This window comes from Nocardioides hankookensis, assembly GCF_042658885.1.
GTDB lineage: Bacteria > Actinomycetota > Actinomycetes > Propionibacteriales > Nocardioidaceae > Nocardioides > Nocardioides hankookensis.
Map to the genome: position 1 here is coordinate 125890 of NZ_JBHSRJ010000001.1, position 18801 is coordinate 144690.

Annotated in this window: 24 protein-coding genes; 9 read left to right on the forward strand and 15 right to left on the reverse strand. The window is 72.0% G+C overall.

What is annotated here, in order from left to right:
• Positions 1-102: 102 nt before the first annotated feature.
• The 5 genes from ACFPYL_RS00530 to ACFPYL_RS00550 all read right to left on the reverse strand — a co-directional run bounded on the left by ACFPYL_RS00530 (position 103) and on the right by ACFPYL_RS00550 (position 4800).
• A complete protein-coding gene (locus tag ACFPYL_RS00530) occupies positions 103-489 on the reverse strand; it encodes a DUF1707 SHOCT-like domain-containing protein (RefSeq protein WP_379149280.1) in 387 nt (128 codons plus the stop codon).
• The gene (locus ACFPYL_RS00535) at positions 482-1180 is read right to left on the reverse strand and encodes a helix-turn-helix transcriptional regulator (protein WP_379149282.1); all 699 of its coding nucleotides are present in this window, start codon (positions 1178-1180) and stop codon (positions 482-484) included. The genes ACFPYL_RS00530 and ACFPYL_RS00535 overlap by 8 nt, the downstream gene beginning before the upstream one ends.
• A gap of 97 nt (positions 1181-1277) precedes the next feature.
• A complete protein-coding gene (locus ACFPYL_RS00540) occupies positions 1278-3191 on the reverse strand; it encodes a M3 family metallopeptidase (protein WP_379149284.1) in 1914 nt (637 codons plus the stop codon).
• Positions 3188-4435: an RNA polymerase sigma factor gene (locus ACFPYL_RS00545; protein WP_379149286.1), complete on the reverse strand. Its 1248-nt coding sequence runs from the start codon at positions 4433-4435 to the stop codon at positions 3188-3190. Before ACFPYL_RS00545 ends, ACFPYL_RS00540 begins: the two co-directional genes overlap by 4 nt.
• Positions 4432-4800: a YciI family protein gene (locus ACFPYL_RS00550; RefSeq protein ID WP_379149288.1), complete on the reverse strand. Its 369-nt coding sequence runs from the start codon at positions 4798-4800 to the stop codon at positions 4432-4434. The genes ACFPYL_RS00545 and ACFPYL_RS00550 overlap by 4 nt, the downstream gene beginning before the upstream one ends.
• Positions 4801-4914: 114 nt before the next feature.
• Between ACFPYL_RS00550 and ACFPYL_RS00555 the strand changes: the two genes are divergently transcribed.
• The 3 genes from ACFPYL_RS00555 to ACFPYL_RS00565 are packed head-to-tail and all read left to right on the forward strand — an operon-like array spanning position 4915 to position 6870.
• Positions 4915-5520, forward strand: a complete 606-nt coding sequence (locus ACFPYL_RS00555; RefSeq protein WP_379149290.1) for a maleylpyruvate isomerase family mycothiol-dependent enzyme — start codon at positions 4915-4917, stop codon at positions 5518-5520.
• A 17-nt stretch (positions 5521-5537) separates the two neighbouring features.
• Positions 5538-6503 (forward strand): glycoside hydrolase family 6 protein, encoded by a 966-nt coding sequence (locus ACFPYL_RS00560; RefSeq protein WP_379149292.1) that lies wholly within the window; start codon positions 5538-5540, stop codon positions 6501-6503.
• 10 nt (positions 6504-6513) lie between these two features.
• Complete coding sequence (locus ACFPYL_RS00565) at positions 6514-6870, forward strand: hypothetical protein (protein WP_379149294.1); 357 nt, start codon at positions 6514-6516, stop codon at positions 6868-6870.
• Here ACFPYL_RS00565 and ACFPYL_RS00570 read toward each other — a convergent pair.
• The 3 genes from ACFPYL_RS00570 to ACFPYL_RS00580 are packed head-to-tail and all read right to left on the reverse strand — an operon-like array spanning position 6863 to position 7999.
• Positions 6863-7276, reverse strand: coding sequence for a YdeI/OmpD-associated family protein (locus tag ACFPYL_RS00570; protein ID WP_379149296.1), 414 nt, complete (start codon positions 7274-7276; stop codon positions 6863-6865). The two genes, ACFPYL_RS00565 and ACFPYL_RS00570, sit on opposite strands and share 8 nt — an antisense overlap.
• Positions 7273-7497, reverse strand: coding sequence for a DUF4287 domain-containing protein (locus ACFPYL_RS00575; RefSeq protein WP_379149298.1), 225 nt, complete (start codon positions 7495-7497; stop codon positions 7273-7275). Before ACFPYL_RS00575 ends, ACFPYL_RS00570 begins: the two co-directional genes overlap by 4 nt.
• 37 nt (positions 7498-7534) lie before the next feature.
• Positions 7535-7999 (reverse strand): DUF427 domain-containing protein, encoded by a 465-nt coding sequence (locus ACFPYL_RS00580; RefSeq protein ID WP_379149299.1) that lies wholly within the window; start codon positions 7997-7999, stop codon positions 7535-7537.
• A gap of 34 nt (positions 8000-8033) precedes the next feature.
• On the opposite strand from ACFPYL_RS00580, the gene ACFPYL_RS00585 reads away from it, so the two are divergent.
• The 5 genes from ACFPYL_RS00585 to ACFPYL_RS00605 all read left to right on the forward strand — a co-directional run bounded on the left by ACFPYL_RS00585 (position 8034) and on the right by ACFPYL_RS00605 (position 11956).
• Positions 8034-9320 (forward strand): MFS transporter, encoded by a 1287-nt coding sequence (locus ACFPYL_RS00585; RefSeq protein ID WP_379149301.1) that lies wholly within the window; start codon positions 8034-8036, stop codon positions 9318-9320.
• Entirely contained in the window at positions 9317-10780 is a 1464-nt protein-coding gene (locus ACFPYL_RS00590) for an SDR family NAD(P)-dependent oxidoreductase (RefSeq protein WP_379149303.1), read from the forward strand. Before ACFPYL_RS00585 ends, ACFPYL_RS00590 begins: the two co-directional genes overlap by 4 nt.
• Positions 10781-10817: 37 nt before the next feature.
• On the forward strand, positions 10818-11468 hold the full coding sequence (locus tag ACFPYL_RS00595) for an NADPH-dependent F420 reductase (RefSeq protein ID WP_379149305.1): 651 nt from the start codon (positions 10818-10820) through the stop codon (positions 11466-11468).
• Positions 11469-11493: 25 nt separating this feature from the next.
• A complete protein-coding gene (locus ACFPYL_RS00600) occupies positions 11494-11649 on the forward strand; it encodes a hypothetical protein (protein ID WP_379149307.1) in 156 nt (51 codons plus the stop codon).
• A 73-nt stretch (positions 11650-11722) separates the two neighbouring features.
• Entirely contained in the window at positions 11723-11956 is a 234-nt protein-coding gene (locus tag ACFPYL_RS00605) for a hypothetical protein (RefSeq protein ID WP_379149309.1), read from the forward strand.
• A gap of 216 nt (positions 11957-12172) precedes the next feature.
• On the opposite strand, the gene ACFPYL_RS00610 is transcribed toward ACFPYL_RS00605, so the two are convergent.
• Together ACFPYL_RS00610 and ACFPYL_RS00615 are read right to left on the reverse strand one after the other, a co-directional pair.
• Positions 12173-13417 carry an HNH endonuclease signature motif containing protein gene (locus tag ACFPYL_RS00610; protein WP_379149311.1) on the reverse strand — a complete coding sequence of 415 codons (1245 nt, stop codon included), beginning with the start codon at positions 13415-13417 and terminating at the stop codon, positions 12173-12175.
• Between the two features lie 231 nt (positions 13418-13648).
• The gene (locus ACFPYL_RS00615) at positions 13649-14152 is read right to left on the reverse strand and encodes a mycothiol transferase (RefSeq protein ID WP_379149313.1); all 504 of its coding nucleotides are present in this window, start codon (positions 14150-14152) and stop codon (positions 13649-13651) included.
• 24 nt (positions 14153-14176) lie between these two features.
• Here ACFPYL_RS00615 and ACFPYL_RS00620 point away from each other — a divergent pair, with 24 nt between their 5' ends.
• On the forward strand, positions 14177-14641 hold the full coding sequence (locus tag ACFPYL_RS00620; protein ID WP_379149315.1) for a group II truncated hemoglobin: 465 nt from the start codon (positions 14177-14179) through the stop codon (positions 14639-14641).
• Between the two features lie 9 nt (positions 14642-14650).
• On the opposite strand, the gene ACFPYL_RS00625 is transcribed toward ACFPYL_RS00620, so the two are convergent.
• From ACFPYL_RS00625 to ACFPYL_RS00645, 5 genes are read right to left on the reverse strand one after another with little or no spacing between them, the layout of a single operon-like run.
• Complete coding sequence (locus ACFPYL_RS00625; RefSeq protein WP_379149317.1) at positions 14651-15157, reverse strand: hypothetical protein; 507 nt, start codon at positions 15155-15157, stop codon at positions 14651-14653.
• A complete protein-coding gene (locus ACFPYL_RS00630) occupies positions 15154-16803 on the reverse strand; it encodes a DUF429 domain-containing protein (protein ID WP_379149319.1) in 1650 nt (549 codons plus the stop codon). Before ACFPYL_RS00630 ends, ACFPYL_RS00625 begins: the two co-directional genes overlap by 4 nt.
• Before the next feature lie 17 nt (positions 16804-16820).
• Positions 16821-17336 carry a TetR/AcrR family transcriptional regulator gene (locus ACFPYL_RS00635; RefSeq protein WP_379149320.1) on the reverse strand — a complete coding sequence of 172 codons (516 nt, stop codon included), beginning with the start codon at positions 17334-17336 and terminating at the stop codon, positions 16821-16823.
• Positions 17337-17343: 7 nt separating this feature from the next.
• Positions 17344-18537, reverse strand: coding sequence for a cytochrome P450 (locus ACFPYL_RS00640; protein ID WP_379149322.1), 1194 nt, complete (start codon positions 18535-18537; stop codon positions 17344-17346).
• 40 nt (positions 18538-18577) lie between these two features.
• Positions 18578-18736, reverse strand: a complete 159-nt coding sequence (locus tag ACFPYL_RS00645; protein ID WP_379149324.1) for a hypothetical protein — start codon at positions 18734-18736, stop codon at positions 18578-18580.
• Positions 18737-18801: the final 65 nt, after the last annotated feature.

Sequence of the window (18801 nt, forward strand, 5' to 3'; positions counted from 1 at the left end):
CGTTCTCAGGCCGCCCCCCGGCCCGGTCTTCGAGGTTAGGTCTGCCCGCTCCGCCCGCGAAACTGGTCTACGCCCGTGGTCTACCGCCCTGGACTGGTCCCGTCATCTGGACCAGTAGCCGCCCCGGCCGTGCGCGACGAAGCGGTGCCGGCGCCGCGACAGCACGAAGACCACCGCCAGGATGCCGATCAGCAGGAACGGCACGTGCGTGAGGACGGTGAGCACCAGGAGCACCGCCAGGACCACGAGGAGCGGCCCCGGGAAGCCCCGGGGTCGGAACGCTCGCGGCGAGCGCTCCGGCGTACGCGCGGGCCCGGGGAGGTCCCGGAAGACGGGCTGGAGCTCGGCGCGGGTGCGCGCGGCCCAGACCTGCTCGAGCCGCTCGGTGTGCTCGTCCGCGGTGATCCGGCCCTGGGCGTAGTGCTCGCCCAGGGCCGTGGCCGCCAGCTCGCGCTCGGCGTCCCCGATCCGCAGGTGCTCGTCACTCATCGGACTGCTCGTCCTCGATGTCGTCCTCCGCGACGTCGCCGTCGGCCAGCAGGCCGTAGAGGCGGCGCCGGGTGTCGGCCAGGATGTCGGCGGCGGCCGCCCGCTGCTGGTCGCTGCCGGTCGTGACGATCTGCCAGACCGCTCCCATGACCTGGCCGATCTCGGGCTTGAGGCCGGCGAACGCGTCGCCGTCGTTCGTCGGCTCCTGCTCGAACGGCGCCCACACGGCGGCGAGCTCGTCGGAGTGCTCGGCGACGTACTCCTGCCCGGTGGCGGTCAGCCGCAGGCTGCGCCGGCCGCGCGAGTCGTCGGTCTCGACGAGGCCCTCGTCCTCGAGCTGCGAGATGGTCGGGTAGACCGACCCGGGGCTCGGGCGCCAGGCGCCCTTGCTCTTCTCGGTGATCTGCTGGATCACCTGGTAGCCGTTGACCTCCTCCTCGTTCCACTGCGCGGTGCGCACGACGTCGAGGATGGCGGAGCGGACGTCGCCGCGACGGACCCGCGGTCCGCGCTGGCGCTCGCCCTGGGCGAGGCCGAAGAGGCCGGCGACCCACGGGGGCGGACCGGGGTGTCCGGGCCGGCCGAAGCCGCCCGGGCCCATCGGGCCCCACGGCCCACGGCGGCCCCCGTGCTGGCGGCGCTCACCCTCGGCGTACTGCGCCCACTGTCGGTTGAATCCCTTGTGTCCCATGACAGGACTCCCTTCAAATGTCTGAGTATCGCAACTGTTACGCGATATATCGTGACTGTACGCCGATAGAGCGGCGGACACAAGGCAGAGAGTCGCGCTAGCGCGCGAGCCAGGCGGCGTACGCGTCGAAGGTGTACGGCCGGCCGAGGAAGTCGGCGACCAGGTCGGCTGCGTCGGCGCTGCCACCGGGTGCGAGGACGCGGTCGCGGTAGCGGCCGGCGACCTCGGGGGCGAAGAGGTCGTCGGGGTCGAAGGCGGAGAACAGGTCCTTCGCGATGACCAGCGACCACATGTAGGTGTAGTAGGCCGACGAGTAGCCGCCGAGGTGGCCGAAGCTGGCGAACATGTGGGTGCCGTCGATGTAGGCGAAGGGTGAGTAGCGGGCCTGGAGCTCGCGCATGGCGGCGGTGAGGTCGGCGGGCCGGTCGGTGTGGAACCAGTAGGACATCGCGGCGTAGAACATCTGGGTGCGCGCCTGGTAGCCCTTGCCGAAGTCGTCGGCCGCGCGCATCCGCTCGACCAGGTCGGCCGGGATCGGCTCGCCGGACGCGTCGGTGGCGAAGGTCCGGAGCACGTCGGCGTCCCAGGCCCACTCCTCGAGCATCTGGCTCGGCGCCTCGACGAAGTCCCACTCGGTCGCGACGCCGGCGAAGCGGGTCCACTCCCCGGCGCCCGCGAGCACGTGGTGGAGGAGGTGCCCGAACTCGTGGAAGAGCGTCACGACGTGGTCGTGCTCCATCAACCCCCGGGAGAAGTTGCAGACCAGCACGCCCTCGGCGAGCTGCCGGTCGGCGAGGCCGTCGACGAGGGTGAACTGCGCGGCGTGCTTGTACTTCCCGTCGCGCGGGTGCAGGTCGAGGTAGATCCGCCCGATCCGCGCGCCGTCGACGAGGACGTCGTACGCCGTCACCTCGTCGTGCCAGACGACGGCGTCCGTCACCGGCTCGTAGGTCACGCCGAAGAGCCGCGACGTCACGTCGAGCAGGCCCTGCTGGACCTTGGTGAAGTCGAAGAACGTGCGCACCCGCTGCGAGTCGACGTCGTGCCGCTCCTGCCGCACGAGCTCCTCGTAGTAGACCGAGTCGGCGGTGTCGATGGTCTCCGCGCCCGGGACGTCGCGGCGGTAGCGCTCCAGCAGCAGCTCGAGGTCGCGCCGCATCGGGGCCTCGGCCGCCTCCGCGATCCGGTCGATGAACTCCGGGATCGCCGGGCCCTTCTTGATCATCTTCACGTCGGCGTCGTACGACGCCCAGTCGGCGTAGCCGACCAGCGTCGCCAGCTCCTGGCGCAGCGCGAACATCTCGTCGAGCAGCGGACCGTTGGCCGGCCAGCCCCGCTCGAGGAACGCGACCGTGACCTGGCGCCGGACGTCGGCGTCGTGCACGAACATCCGCGCCGGCAGCGAGTCCGGGTAGTCGGTCGTGACCGTCACCAGGCCGTCGTCGCCGACGGGATGCTCGTCGAGCCAGTCCTGCGGCAGCCCGGCCAACCGGTCGGGCGAGACCCGCACCGTCCGGACGTCGTCGCGGATCGTGCGGCCGAACTCCTGGCCGACCTCGGTGAGGCGCTCGTTGATCTCGGCCAGCCGGGCCCGGGTCGCGTCGTCGAGGTCGACGCCGGCGCGCCGGAAGTCGTCGAGCGTCTTCTCGAGGAGCCGGGCGGCGGTGGCGTCGAGGCCGGCCGGGTCGGCGGCCGCGAAGATCTCGTAGAGCGCCCGGTCCTGCCGCAGCTCCGTGCCGAGGCGGTCGACCTCGACCTCGGACTGCTCGCAGGTCGTGCGCACGCCCTCGACCGTGTGCACGTTGGCCAGCAGCGACGCGACCGCCGCGACGTCGCCGAGGTGGCGGGAGATCTCGTCCCACTGCCGCAGCAGCTCCAGCGTCGTCGCGGGGGGCGACGTGCGCAGGTCGTCGACCAGCTGCCGGGCGGCCGCCAGCCCGTCGCGGGCGTGGGCCTCCGCCCACTCCTGGGCGTCATCGGTGGAGGGGAGGACCAGGGGCTGCAGCGTCATGGCGCCAGACTGCCACGCCTGCGGGAGAGGTAGGCGCGCTCGGCCACGTTGTCGGTCGCCGCGATCGCCGCGTCGTACGCCGCCCGCGCCTCGGCGCTGCGACCCAGGCGGCGCAACAGGTCGGCGCGCGTCGCGTGCCAGGCGTGGTACCCCGTCAGACTCGGCTGGATCTCGGGGAGCCGGTCGACCTCGGCGAGCGCGAGCTCGGGGCCGTCGAGCTCGGCGGTGGCGACCGCCCGGTTCAGGGCGACGATCGGGCTCGGCGCGACGGCGTACAGCTGGCCGTAGAGGGTGGCGATCTGCGACCAGTCGGTGGCGGACGCGGTCGGGGCGTCGGTGTGCACGGCGTTGATTGCGGCGAGGATCTGGTACTGCCCCGGTCGCCGTCCCGTCTCGAGGGCGCGGGCCAGGCACTCGCGCACCAGGTCGTGACCCTCGGCGATCAGCGCCCGGTCCCAGCCGCCGCGGTCCTGCTCGTGCAGCGGCACCAGCTCGCCGCCGGCGACCCGGACCGGGCGGCGCGACTCGATGAGCAGCATCAGTGCCAGCAGGCCCGCGACCTCCGGCTCGTCGGGCAGGAGGGTGCGCAGGATCCGGCCGAGCCGGATCGCCTCGCCGGTCAGGTCCTCGCGCACCGGGTCAGCGTCCGGGGACGACGACAGGTAGCCCTCGTTGAAGACCAGGTAGACGACGGCGAGCACGGCGCCGAGCCGGTCGGGCAGGTCGGCCGCGGCCGGCACCCGGAAGGGGATGTGCGCGTCCTTGATCTTCCGCTTCGCGCGGGTGATCCGCTGCGCCATCGTGGTCTCGGGCACCAGGTAGGCCTGCGCGATCTCCGGCACGGTCAGCCCGCCGAGCAGCCGCAGGGTCAGCGCGACCCGGGCGTCCGGCGCGAGGGCCGGGTGGCAGCAGGTGAAGATCAGCCGCAACCGGTCGTCCTCGACGAGCCCGGTCGGCTCGTGCGGGGTGTCGTCGTACGTCATCAGTGCCGCCTGGTGCTTGGCGTCGCGGTGCGACTCCCGTCGGATCTTGTCGATGGCGCGGTTGCCGGCGGTCGTCGTCAGCCAGCCCCCGGGGTTGGGGGGCACGCCGTCGACGGGCCACCGCTCCAGCGCCACCAGCAGCGCCTCGGCCGCGGCGTCCTCGGCGATGTCGAGGTCACCGAAGCGTCGCGCCAGGGAGGCGACGACGCGGCCGTACTCGCCGCGGTAGATCCGCTCGATGGCCGCCTCGGCGTCGCTCACGCGCCGGGGTCCTCCTGGAACGGGCGCACCTCGACCCGGTTCCCGCACGCCTTCGAGCCCTCGGCCGCCCATCGGAGCGCGACGTCGAGGTCGGGTGCCTCGATGATCCAGAAGCCGCCGAGGTATTCCTTCGACTCGACGAACGGCCCGTCGGTGATGACGGTCTCGGCGCCGGTGCCGTCGACGGTGGTGGTGGAGACGTGGTTCTCCAGACCACCGGCGAAGACCCACACGCTCTCGGCCTGGAGCTTCTCGTTGAACTTCCCGGTGGCCGCGAACATCGCCTGGAGCTCCTCCTCGGGAAGGGCCTCCAGCGCGGCCAGGTCCTCGGGGGTGTGGTGCACGGCGAGCAGGTACTGGCTCATCAGAAATCCTCCTGGTGGTGGGGCCCCGTCGGGGTCCGTCGACTACTCCACGAACGACCGCGCCCGGATACGACACCCTTCCCGAAAATCGCCGTACTGCCTACGGTGAAGGGCATGTCGGAACAGAGCACTGCCTGGGGCGACCTCTACCGCGCGAACGTCGACGCCGTCTCCCACCTGGTCGGCGACCTCGACGACGCGGCGCTGGCGACGACCGTGCCGGCCTCACCGGACTGGACCGTCCACGACGTGATCGCCCACCTCGCCGGCGGGTCGGCCGATGCGCTGGCCGGCCGGATGGACGGCGCGCCCGGTCCGGAGTGGACCGCACGCCACGTCGCGGAGCGGCGCGGGCTCAGCCCCGCCGAGCTGACCGCGGAGATGCGCGCACGTGCCGACGCGGTCGCGGAGTCGACGGTCGACAACCCACGGCCGGCCATCGTGTGGGACGTGGCGGTGCACCACGCCGACCTGCACGAGGCGCTCGGCCTCGGCGTGCTCCCGGAGAAGATGTGGGCGCCGGTGCTCGCCGCCGTGGCCCCGATGAAGTTCGGTACGGCGGGGGTGCCCGAGGACCTGGACGACTACGAGCTGTTCCGGGCCCTCTTCTCGCGCCGCTCGCGCACCCAGATGCAGGCATGGGGACTGCCGCTGTCGCCCGACCAGCTGGACGACCTGTGCATCTTCGGTCCTCGCGAAGACGACCAGCCCGTCCCCTGAGCACGTACCCTGAGGTGGTGCTCCCTCGGCTATCGCGCGCCCTCGTGCTCCTGCTCGTCGTCGTCCTGACGACGGCGGGACTGACGGGGACGGCCGCGGCGAAGCCGAAGGACCCGCGCACCACCCAGGGTCTCTTCGTCGACCCGTTGATGCCGGCGGCCAACCAGGACGCGGTCTACGCCAGGTCGATCGGCCGCACCCCGCAGGCGCTCTGGATCATCCCGGAGGCCTACCCGACCGGCCAGGTCGCCCGCGTCGTCCGTGCGTACACGTCACGGGCGGTGAAGGCGAAGAAGACGCCGATGCTCACGATCTACGGCATCCCGGACCGCGACTGCGGCATGTACTCGTCCGGCGGCCTGCCCGGCGCGAAGCAGTACAAGCAGTGGATCAAGCAGATCGGCCGCGGGCTCAAGGCCCAGCGCGCGCTGGTCGTGCTGGAACCGGACGCGATCCCCTTCTACGGCGACTCCCGCTGCCAGAACGCCGGTGGTCGGCTCGGGCTGCTGCGCTACGCCTCCCGCCTGCTGAGCAAGGTCGGCGCCTGGGTCTACCTCGATGCCGGCCACTCCGACTGGCGGCCCTACGACAACCGCGCCGCGCTGCTCAAGAAGGCCGGCATCGCCTACGACCGCGGCTTCAGCACCAACGTCTCCAACTTCCGCAGCACCGCCGACGAGAAGGCGTACGCCGGCGAGCTGCTCCGCGGGCTGCGCAAGCTCGGCGTCAAGGGCCGGCACTTCGTCATCGACACGTCGCGCAACGGCAACCCGAACCCGGTCAACGGCGACGTCATCAACCCCACCTGGGCGCGGCTCGGGGCCAAGCCCCGCCTGGTCTTCCAAGGTCCGTTCGACGGCACGCTGTGGGTCAAGCACCCCGGGGAGTCCGACGGCTACGCCAACGGCGGCCCGGCGTCGGGGCAGTGGTGCGACCTGCTCGCCGACCGCCTGCTCGGCCGCGCCGAGTCCGGGTCCTGCTGAGGCACGGCCGATGGCGACGTACGCGGTCAACCCCGACGCCGTCGCCCACGTGCGCGAGCTGATCGACAAGAAGCAGTACGTCCTCGACAGCGACTGGGGCGACGTCCAGCCCGACGCCGAGGCCCAGAACGCCTACCTCGAGCGGCACTCCTGGGGGGAGTACGCCGCCTGGCACCTCGGCCTCACCGAGGGCGCGAACGACGAGACCAAGGCGCGCTACGCGTTCGTCTGCGGCGACCTGCGGCGGGTGCACCGCTCCGGGCTGATCGCGTGCGTCTACCGCGCCGCGGAGTGGCGACACAAGGAAGTAGAGCTGGCCGCCCACGACCTGCTCCAGCGCCTCGACAAGACGGCCGGGATCAGCTGAGCTCGGCGAGCGCCTTCTCGACGCGGGCGGCGCGCGTCTCGGGCTTCTTGGCGCTCTCGATGCCCTCGGCGATCCGGCGCTGGTTGGAGTAGGACAGCCGGGCCCAGGCGTCCGCGACCGGGGCCAGCTCCTCCGGGAGGTCGACGGTCCGCGGGGCGTCGTCGACGACCACGTCGAGGTCGAGGACCTGACCGGCCTCGACGCCGGCGAGGTCGCGGTTCTCGTTGCTCATGCCCAGCCAGAAGGCGTCGCCCATCCGGGCGATCGACGAGCGCCAGGTGTGCTCGCCCACCGTGGCCGCGACCTTGGGCCGGCGACCTGCCCCGAGCTCGTCGACGACCTCGTCGGGGATCCGGAAGCCCGCCGTGTTGCCGCCCGTCGACTCGAGCTCGAGCGTCAGCCTCATGCCTTGTCCTCGGCCAGCGTGTAGGCGACCACAGCGTTGGCGTGGCCGTGACCCATGCCGTGCTCGTCCTTGAGCACCGCCACGAGCTCCATGTGCTTGGCGCCGGCGCCGTACCCCGGCGCCGACCGCACGACGCCCTGCCACTCCTCGATCGGCTTGCCGTACTTCTTCTCGATCGACGGGAAGTACGACGCCGGTCCCTGCACCTTCTGCTCAGTCATGCTCGTACCGACCTCCTGGGTGGGGCGAAGTCATCGCTCACCATCCTGTCGTGCCGGGGCCGCCCTTGAACGGCCCGACCAGGCGGCTGGTGATCCAGCCGCCGTAGAAGCTCCCGGCCTGCGGCACGACGACCTCGCCGTCGACCGTGCACCGGTCGACCAGCCCCGGCATCACCGCGACCGCGCCCGCGATCACCTCGAAGCCCGGGGACGGCAGCTCGTAGAACCACCCGGCCCGGGCGGCGACGGCATCGCCGGCGACGAGGTCGACGTACGACGCCTGACCCTTCCACTCGCACCAGCTGTGGCCGGTGGTCGGCCGCAGCACGCCCGCGCCGAACGCCGCGCGCGGCAGGTAGTACGTCGGGGGATGGCTCGTCTCGAGGACCCGCCACGACGTACGCGTGCTGGCGACGACCCGACCGCCGAGCTCGACCTCGACCAGCTCGTCGCTGGGCTCGACCCGGGGCGGGCGTGGGTAGTCCCACACGGACTCGGTCACGGTCCGACGCTAGCGCGGACTAGGTTGGGGGATCGTGCGCAGACTGAGGGGCCTGGTGGCCGACACCCGTCCTCTGAGCAACGAGCACTTCCGGCGGCTCTGGCTCGCCAACATCATCACCGTCGTCGGCGCCCAGCTGACGGTCGTCGCGGTGCCGGCCCAGATCTACGCCGACACCGGCTCCTCGGCGTACGTCGGGCTGACGGGTCTCTTCGGCCTGGTGCCACTGGTGGTCTTCGGGCTCTGGGGCGGCGCGCTCGCCGACGTCTTCGACCGGCGCACGATGCTGATCATCACGACCAGCGGCCTGATCGGCACCAGCGCGCTCTTCTGGCTGCAGGCGGCCGCCGGGAACTCGAACGTCTGGCTGCTGCTCGGGCTCTTCTCGGTGCAGCAGGCGTTCTTCGCGGTCAACCAGCCGACCCGCAGCGCGATCCTGCCCAAGCTGCTGACGCCCGAGCTGCTGCCTGCGGCGAACTCGCTCAACATGACGATCTTCCAGGCCGGCGCGATCGGCGGCCCGCTCGTGGCCGGCGTGCTGATCCCGGTGCTCGGCTTCGAGTGGCTCTACCTGATCGACACGATCACGCTCTTCGCGACGCTCAGCGCCGTCGTACGGCTGCCGCGGCTGCCGGTCGAGGACGCCGCGAAGGGCACGCCCGGCCTGCGCTCGGTGATCGAGGGGTTCACCTATCTGCGCGGCCACCCGGTCCTGATGATGTCCTTCGTCGTCGACCTGATCGCGATGGTCTTCGGCATGCCCCGGGCGCTCTTCCCGGAGATCGCGCACCTCTCCTTCGGCGGCCCGGACGAGGGCGGCCTCGTCTTCGCGCTGCTCTTCGCCGCGATCCCGGCCGGCGCGGTGATCGGTGGCGTCTTCTCGGGCTGGGTCTCGCGCGTCGACGCCCAGGGCCGGGCCGTGATCATCTGCATCCTGGTCTGGGGCTTCGCGATGGTCGGCTTCGGCCTGGCCGTCGGACTGGCGTCGCACTGGCAGACCGCCGCCCTCGTCGTCGCCCTGCTGATGCTGGTGATCGGCGGTGCGGCCGACATGGCGTCGGCGGCGTTCCGCACCAGCATGCTGCAGAGCGCGGCCGACGACTCGGTGCGCGGCCGGCTCCAGGGCATCTTCATCGTGGTCGTCGCCGGAGGTCCGCGGATCGCCGACGTCGTGCACGGAGCCAGCGCCGCGATGGTGGGTACGGCGGCGGCCGCGGCCGGCGGCGGCGTCCTGGTGGTGATCGGCACGACGATCGCCGCGATCGCGGTGCCGTCGTTCATTCGTTACCGGATCACCCGGACACCTACCATCTCCGGGTGAATCGACCGGTGATCGACCCCGACGACCTGGCCACGACGGTGCGCGTGCTCGGCCAGCTGCACGACCTCGACGAGGACGACCCGGACCTGGTGACGGTCAAGCGCGCGGCCTCGCACATGTACAAGGCGCTCAAGGCCGAGCGGCGGACCCGCAAGCGCCAGGCCGAGCTCGCCCACGACCGCGCGATCACGGAGGCGACGGCGACCGGTTCGCCGATGCGCATCGACGACGAGACGCTCGGCATCCCGCTGGTCTCGACGGCCCCCGGCGCCTTCGCCGGCGAGCTGATCAACCCGCGCGGCTGCTACATCTGCAAGCAGGACTACACGCTGGTCGACGCGTTCTACCACTACCTCTGCCCCAGCTGCGCGGCCCTGTCGCACGCCAAGCGCGGGCAGGGCACCGACCTCACCGGGCGCCGCGCGCTGCTCACCGGCGGTCGCGCCAAGATCGGCATGTACATCGCGCTGCGGCTGCTCCGCGACGGCGCACACACCACGATCACCACGCGCTTCCCGCACGACGCCGTACGCCGCTTCTCGGCGCTCGAGGACAGCGCCGACTGGATCGACCGGCTCAAGATCGTCGGCATCGACCTGCGCGACCCCACCCAGGTGATCTCGCTCGCCGACGAGGTGGCGGCCGACGGTCCGCTCGACATCATCATCAACAACGCCTGCCAGACGGTGCGTCGTACGCCGGGCTCCTACGCGCCCCTCGTCGAGGCCGAGCGGGCGCCGCTGCCGACCGGCGTGCCGCTGCCCGAGATCGTCAGCTTCGACCGGATCAGCGACGCCCACCCCGCCGCGATCGCCGGGACGCTGAAGCAGCACGCCGTCGCCCACCACGAGACGCCCGCGCACACGCCGGCCTCGATCACGGCGCTCGCGCTGCAGGCCGGCAACGCATCGCTCGAGGCCCACCTCGCCGGCACGGCCGTCGACGCCGGCGGGCTGCTGCCGGACCTCCAGACGACGAACTCGTGGACCCAGACCGTCGACGAGGTCGACCCGCTGGAGCTGCTCGAGGTACAGCTCTGCAACGCGACCGCGCCGTTCCTGCTGATCTCCCGCCTGCGCGCGTCGCTGCGCGCCTCGTCCGCGCGGCGTACGTACGTCGTCAACGTGTCGGCGATGGAGGGTCAGTTCGGGGGCCGTCGCTACAAGGGCGCGGGGCACCCGCACACCAACATGGCCAAGGCGTCGCTGAACATGCTGACCCGCACCAGCGCGACGGAGATGTTCGAGACCGACCAGATCCTGATGAACGCCGTCGACACCGGCTGGATCACCGACGAGCGACCGCACCAGGAGAAGCTCCGGATCGCCGCCGAGGGGTGGCACGCGCCGCTCGACCTGGTCGACGGCGCGGCCCGGGTCTACGACCCGATCGTGCGCGGCGAGGCCGGCGAGGACCTCTACGGGCACTTCCTGAAGGACTTCGAACCCGTCCCCTGGTGACCGGAACAGCACGACCCGCGTGGTGGTTGAACCCTGCATGACCACCATCGGCATCATCGGCAGCGGCAACATCGGCGGCACCCTCGCGAAGCTCTTCGCGGCGCAGGGGCACGACGTCGTCATCAGCAACTCGCGCGGGCCGGAGACGCTCGCCGACCTGGTGCAGGAGATCGGTGGGACGGCCCGAGCCGCGACCGCCGCCGAGGCCGCCGCGGCCGGCGAGGTCGTCGTGGTGTCGGTGCCGTTCCTGGCCGTCGACAAGATCCCGGTCGAGCCGCTCGCGGGCAAGGTCGTCATCGACACCAACAACTACTACTGGGAGCGCGACGGCCACGACGTCGACATCGACGAGGGCCGCTCGACGCCGAGCGAAGCGCTCCAGGCGCACCTGCCCACGTCGTACGTCGTGAAGCTGTTCAACGCGATCCGCGCCGACCACCTGCTGACCCAGGGCGTCCCGGCCGGCACCGACGGTCGCCGTGCGCTGCCCCTCGCCGGCGACGACGCCGCCGCGAAGGCCACGGTCGCCGCGCTGACCGACGGGATCGGGTACGACGTCGTCGACGTCGGCCCGCTCGCCGAGGGCTGGCGCTTCGACCGCGACCAGCCGGCGTACGGCCCCGAGGTCGACGCCGCTGCCCTGCGCGAGCTGCTCGAGAAGGCAACGCGCGCCTCCACCTCCGCGTAGTCGGCCGGTGGCAGGATCGCGTCCCATGGACGCGATGGAGTGCGACGGCTGCGGGGCGACGATGCGGTGGGAGACCTCCCACTCGCGCTGTGATCGGTGCGGCTACATCCGCCCCTGCTGCGAGGGCGCCCCGGTGACCGCGGCCTGCGTGGTGCCGGCCGCGCAGGGCGCCGACGCCTGACACTCGTCGACCCGCACCGACGGGTCCGATCGGCTGATGGCGCGCGCCGCCGACGCACTCCATGCTCAGGTGCATGACGCCGTGGCCTGGACTGCCTCCCTTCCCGGCCGCACCGGACCCCGGTCTCGAGGAGCGGGTGGCCCGGGAGCGGCGACGGACAGCTCTCTGGACCGTCGGCGCCGTGCTGCTCGCGCTGCTCGTGCTCGCGCCGATCCTCGCTGTCCCGTGGCTCGTCATCACGAAGGGCGCCCTGCTCGACCACGACGACTCCTCCTGCGAGCTCGTGGGCTCGACCGAGCGGTGCTGATCTACCCAGCGCCGCGGTCCGCCGTAGTCACCGTGGGTCACGCGACAGACGGGAAACGTGGTCACCATTCGCTGTGGTTGCGGGGGCGATTTCCAGTGGCTGGTCGGGTTGCGGGTGGTCTCGGGTCGACCGTCGTGGCCCGGGTCGTAGCAGAACCGGCGTGATCGGGTCCCGGACATGACTGTGGCCCCACCGACGGTGCCGGTGGGGTGGGGGTCAGCGGGTTCGTCGTCGGTGTTCGGTGGTGAAGTCGACGGGGTGGACCCGGCCCTTCGGGGAGGTCCACTCGAAGCCGGTGCGGGAGGTGCGCCGGTAGGTCCACGCGCTGAAGGTCTTCACGCGGTGGTGGAAGCGGCACAGCGGGGCGAGGTTCCATGACGTGGTTCTGCCGCCCTGGCTGTAGGCGGTGATGTGGTCGAGGTCGCAACCCCGGGCGGTCTTGCTGCAGTGCGGGAACACGCAGGTCGGGGTGGTGAGGATCGCTTGTTCTCGCTGTCGGGCGGTCGGCGCGTAGGCGTCGGTGCTGATCTCCTCGGACAGGTCCAGCACCGGCCGGATCGACACCTTCGTGCCGTTGGTGGCGCACCATTCGTGGAGCTGCTCGATGGTGGCGTACGGCAGGTGACCGCTCTCGACACCGACGATGCCGTGGGCGTCGTTGGACTGGTGGTGGGCGTAGACCACCACCTCCCGCGGCACAGCAGCATCGCCACCGAGCTGTCCGGCGGCCATCGCACGGCGGATGTCGAGGTCGAGCTCGGGGTGCTCGGTCAGGAGTGCGTGGGCGCCTGCTTTGATCTGTGTCTCGAGGGCGAGGGCGTCGGTGTACTCGAGGAGCCCGCTGATGGGGACGAGGCCCCGGTTGAGGTGGGCGTCTGTCAACGCGATGTCGAGGTGTGCCTGGGCGGAGCAGTCGAGACGTTCGCCTTCGGCGTGCTCGGGGTCAGCCACAGCGGCGGCGGTCTCGACCTCCGACTCGACTTTGGCCCACGAGCAGGTCGCGAGGACGGGCGCCAACTGCCGGTCGACATGGGCTGCGGCGGTGGGGTCGAGTCGGTGGGTGCGGTCGGTGACCCGGCGGACCTTCCACACCGGGATCTCACCTGACATGGTCCGGGCCCAGATCTGCGGGAGCCGGTACTTGGTCTCCAGCGCGGCGCCGAGGAAGTTGCGGCCCTGGTAGGCGGACATGCCGACTGCGGCGGCGAACTCCGCGACCGCGAACTCCGACATCCCGGGCGCGCCTTCGCCGGCCAGGGTGATCGGCTGGTCACCGAACATCACCAGGTCACCGAGCTCGTCGACCACTGCGTCCTCGACAGGGGCCGGGTGGGCTTCGGCCCACGCAGCGGCGAGCTCGAATCGGGCGGCCTCTGCCATTCGCGCGATCATCGTCTGCTCGGACGCGGCATCCAGCAGGCCCGCGAGGTGCGAGTCCTGGGTCCGGGTGCGTCGAGCCATGCTCGATCCTACCACGATTCGAACGCATGTGCGAGCAATTCCGCGCGGTCGATTCCAAAAGTTTTCGGCGGGCCCGCTGCCCGGGAAGCGGCCGGAGCCCACCGCCGGCCTTACCCGTGTAGGAAGCCTGTCGGCGCGCAAGCACAGACCGACCCGCGGGCTGTGGTGGTTTCGAGGCTCGGTCCGCTCGCACCCCAACCACCGTGTGCCGTACCCGCGCAGGGCCGACGGTCAGGCGCCGAGGAGCCCGCGCAGGTACGCCGCCTGGCCGACGTGCTGGGCGTCGTCGTCGGCGATGCTGACCAGCCGGACGCCGCGGGTGACCGGCGGGTCCCAGTGGCGGTCGATGATCTCGTCGAGGTCGGCCTCGGTGACGGTGCGCAGGTAGCCGACCGTCGCGTCGTGCGTGGCGCGCAGGTAGTCGGCGAGCAGCCCGGCGGGGGCCTGCACCTTGCCGACCTGCTCGCTGGTGTGGCCGTAGCCGTGGTCGGTGGGGTCGATGTCCAGCCCGAAGCGGTCCACCCAGCCCTGGGTGAACCACACCTCCTCCGTGCCGGCCGCGTGCGCGATCTGCGCGTCCTGCACCCGGGCGGTGTGCCAGACCAGCCACGCGATCGAGTTGGCGTCCGGGCTGACACGGTGGGCGAGCTGCTCGTCGGTGAGTCCGTCGACCGCGGCCACGCCGTTCTCGAGGATCCGCTCGAAGAAGTCGATGAAGACGTCTGCTGGAGTCATGGCTCCGACGGTAGCGTCGAGCGGGTGAGCGACGAACCGACCCTCTACGAGTGGGCCGGCGGCGGGGGTGCGCTGCGCCGCCTGATCGACTGCTTCTACGACCGGGTCGAGCGGGACGACCTGCTCAGCGGGTTCTTCCCGGGCGGGGTCACCGAGGAGCACCGGGCCCACGTGGCCGCCTGGTGGTCGGAGGTCTTCGGCGGCCCGACGACCTACACCGACGAGCTGGGCGGCTACGAGCGGATGCTCGCCCACCACCGCGGCCTCGGGATCACGGCCGAGCAGCGGCACCGGTTCGCCTCGACGATGAGCCTCGCGGCGGACGACGCCGAGCTGCCCGCCGACCCGGAGTTCCGGGCCGCGCTCGTGGGCTACCTGGAGTGGGGCACCCGGCTCGCGCAGGAGAACTCGCAGCCCGGCGCCGAGGTCGTCGAGCACGCTCCCGTGCCTCGGTGGGGCTGGGGCGTGGCGCCGCCGTACCGGCCCTGAGGGTGATCGTCAGAGCGCGATGCGGAGCTGGATCGGCGAGTCGCTGTGCTCGGCCGGCGCGGTGATCCCACCCACCAGACCGACGACCACGGCGATCGCCACCAGCGTGCTGATGTCGGGGCCGGCGGCGGTCGGCTGGGCGCGCTGCCACCGGAAGTAGTCCGTGGAGCAGAACGTGCCGAGTGCGGCGACCTGGCCGATCGAGGCGAGAAGCAGGAGCAGGTCCCACCAGCTCGTGTGGGGATTCTGGACGACGTCGACCGCCACCAGCAGGGCGCCGAGGACGAGCACGATCCACACCACCACCAGCCGGACGATCCGAGCGCGCAGCACCCCGGCCGAGAACCACGCGATCACCAGCGCTCCCAGGACCATTGACAGCAGCACCCAGACGCCGTCGCCGTCACTGAGCCCGCGGGTCGCGAGGCTGGGCAGCTGGCCGAGGAGGCAGAGCCAGGCAAGCACGTACGCCGAGGGCGGCATCCGGCTCGACACCGGCGCCTCGATCGCGCTCATCCGCGCATCCTCTCCAACCGGGTCCGGAGCAGCGGCTGGCGGTGAGCGTTGCCGGGCAGGTCGACGTAGGTGTCGCCGAAGGCGGCGAGGAGGGCGTCGTCGAGGCGGCGTACGGCGCCGGGCGGGTAGCGGTAGTCCATCCGCGCGGTGACCTGGTCGGCGTCGACGTCGGCGAGCACGTCGCCGAGCGCGGCGAGGGTGGAGATCTCGAGCTCGGGCAGCAGGCCGGCGATCCAGGCGTAGTGGTCGGTGCGCGACCACTCGGCGTCGGGGTACTGCCCGGCGAGGTACGCCGCCAGCTCGCGCGGCGTGATGCCCTCGGCGTCGATCTCGGGCTCGTTGACCGCGCCGCCGCGCAGCCGGTCGCGGATGGTCGTGAACTCCTGGTCGGCGAGCTCGAGGAGCCCGGCGGCGAGCGTGAACCGGCGGTCGAAGTCGCGGGCGTGCTCCTCGGGCACGGTGCCCTTGTAGCGGATGTCGTGCTCGAACTCCGCCCACGCGTGCTGGAGCACGGTGCGCACCTGCACCTGCGCGGTCGGGCCACCGTTGCGGGTCACCTGGAGGTGCCGGCTGGCGTAGCCGAACCGCCCCTCGCTCGCCGTCTCCTGGCCGAGGTCGCGGTCGTCGATGACGGTCAGCTGCGAGCCGAGCACCTCAGCGACGGCGGCGACGTCGCTGCGCACGTAGGTGATCACGCGGACGCCGACCTGGTCGGTGATCTCGCGCAGCGGGTCGGCGTAGACGGGCACGCCGTCGACGGTGCGCCCGGCCTTCGCCGCGAACGACTCGATCGACTTCGCCCGGCCGGTCACGGTCAGGTAGTTGATGCCCGCCTCGTCGAGGATCTCGGTCACCAGCGCGACGTACTCGTGGGCGGCCTCGATGCGCGACGGGTGCAGCCGGGTGTACTCCTCGACGGCGGCGCGGATCGTGGTGTGCGCGTCCGGCAGGGTGGGCGTGACGATGTAGCCGCGCTCGAGGTCGCCGTACGTCGTGGTCCGCTCGGGCCACCGATCGGCGAAGAGCGCGACGTACGCGCAGACGACGGCGTCGACCTGGTCCTCGACGTGGCGGAGGTCGACCTTGCGGGTCGCGCCCTGGACCTGGGTGCGCAGCTCGGCCCAGGTGCGGTTGGTGACGACGATCCGCTCGACGTGGTCCATCAGCAGGAGCAGCTCGGAGCGGAGCAGGTCGAGGCTGCGGCCAGGCTTCGCCTTGTACTTCAGCGTCTTGCCGAGCCCGAAGAGCACCACGGTCGCGGGGTGCGGGTAGACCTCGATCGCGCGGCGCTTGCGACCCGAGCGCGGGTCCATGTCGAGGCCGAACATCTTGCAGACACGGGCGCCGCGGGTGCCGTTGGCGAACTCCGGCTTGCCGGTGTTGGACGGGTGCGTGCCGGCCTCGAACCGCCGGAAGTCGCGGGTCAGCTGCTGCTCGGCCGGGCGGGAGCCGGTCGCGTTGACGACGACCAGCGGCGCGTCGACGGCGACCAGGCAGGGCCCTTCGACGTACGGCGTGAGCGCGGCCTTGATCTCCTCGTCGGTGCGCACCGCGGAGACGTGCAGCAGCTGGGCGTCCTCGTCGAGGACCGCGAGCCCGGTGGGCTGGCGGTCGCCCCACGCGAGGTCGATGCCGACGAACTGCATGGGTGCATGCTGCCGCATCAGCGGGTGTCGAGGATGACCGGCGCGACGTAGCGCTGCACCATCGCCCACTCGTCCGCGTCGTCGCGGCCCGGCACGATCAGCAGCGAGACGATGACGCGCACGAGCCACTGGGCGGTCTCGTGGTCGCCGACGGCTCGGAAGCCGAGGCTCTCGATCACCTCGTCGGACTGGGCGAGCGCGGCGGTGGTGGCGACGTCGGCCGAGCCGAACCACGCGAGCAGCGCGGGCGCCTCGCGGACCAGGCGCACGGCCGTCAGGATCGCGCCGGTGAGCCGGTCGGTCGGGTCGCGCAGCGGCGCGGTCTCCACCGAGACCCGTACGCCGATGCGCCGGGCCTCGCGGCGCACGAACGCGAGGTGGAGGGCGTGCCGGTCCTCGAAGTAGCGGTAGACCGTGGCCCGCGAGCACCCTGCCGCGCGGGCGATCTCGCCCATCCCGACCGCGTTGACGCCGTGGTCGGCGAAGAGCTCGGCGGCCGCGTCGAGGATGCGTTCCGCCTGGTCGATCTTCATGATCCGGTCACCCTACGACGCGCACGGGGACCTTCGTCGGGCGGCGTACGTAGGGGCCTGGCGCCCAGGTCACGGCCTCGAGGTCGACGGCGAAGTCCGGGCACCGCGCGAGGAGCTCGCCGAGCGCGACCCGGGCCTGCAGCCGCGCCGCGGCGGCGCCCAGGCAGTGGTGGCTGCCCTGGCTGAAGGTGAGCAGCTGACCGGGCCGGCGGCGTACGTCGAGGTCGTCGGCGTCGGGGCCGTAGCGGCGCGGGTCGCGGTTGGCGGCGCCGTACAGGAGCAGCACCCGGCGCCCCACCGGGATGACCCTGCCGCCGACCTCGACGTCGCGGGTCGTGGTGCGCGCCAGGCCCTGGACCGGCGAGGTCAGCCGGAGCAGCTCCTCCACGGCGTCGGGCACCAGGGCCGGGTCGTCGAGCAGCAGCCGGCGCTGGTCGCGGTCCGTCTCGAGGAGCTGGACCGCGCCACCGAGCAGGCCGGTGGTCGTGTCGTTGCCGCCGGTGACAACCGTGAAGACGTAGCTCAGGATCGAGAGGATGCCCGCGTCGTCACGGGTGCCCTCCCCGGCGACGCCGGCGGCCACGAGGTGGGAGACGGTGTCGTCGCCGGGCTCGGTACGGCGCCGCTCCACGAGCTCGGCGAAGTAGCCCATCATCTCGGCGACCGCGCTGGCAGCAGCGCCGATGGTGCCGGCGGAGCTGGCCGAGACGATCGCGTTCGTCCAGGCGTCGAAGCGGTCGCGCTCGCCCTCCGGGACCCCGAGGTAGTGCGCGACCACCATGCTCGGCAGCGGCTTGAAGAGCGTCTCGACGACGTCCCCGCCGCCGTCCGCGCGGAGCCGCTCGAGGCGCTCGACGACGAAGGCCCGCACCTGCGGCTCGAGGGTGGTGACCTGCCGCGGCGTGAAGCCGCGGGCGACCAGCTTGCGGAACGCCGTGTGGTCCGGCGGGTCCATCATCACCAGCGGCCGGTTGTCGGCGAGGCCGGCGGTCTCGAGCTCGTCGTACTCGACCGTCAGGCCCTGCGCCGAGGAGTACGTCGTCGTGTCGACCGCCGCCGCGAGCACGTCGGCGTGCCGGCTCAGCACGTAGTAGTCGCGACCGCCGGACCGCTCGACGTGGTGGACCGGGTCGTGGTCGCGCAGGTCGGCGTACATCTGCCACGGGCTGGCCCAGGTCGCGGCGGAGCTGGGGCGGTACACCCGCGCATCGTGAGACAGATTCGAGAATTTGTCCAGCAGATCAGAGGCCGGCGCGCTCCAGCGCCACCCGGGCGGTGCGCGCGGCGTGCACGGCCCGACCGGCGCGACGGGCGCGACGACGGCGCGGCGCTGTCGCGTCGGGACCGGTGCGCAGGGCGTGGTCGAGGGCGATCGCGGGGTTCACGCTGAGGGGGTTCATGACTGCCTTCTGGTCGGTGCGGGGGGCCTGGGCAGCTCACGCTCCCCGATGAGGCGCCGCCCAGA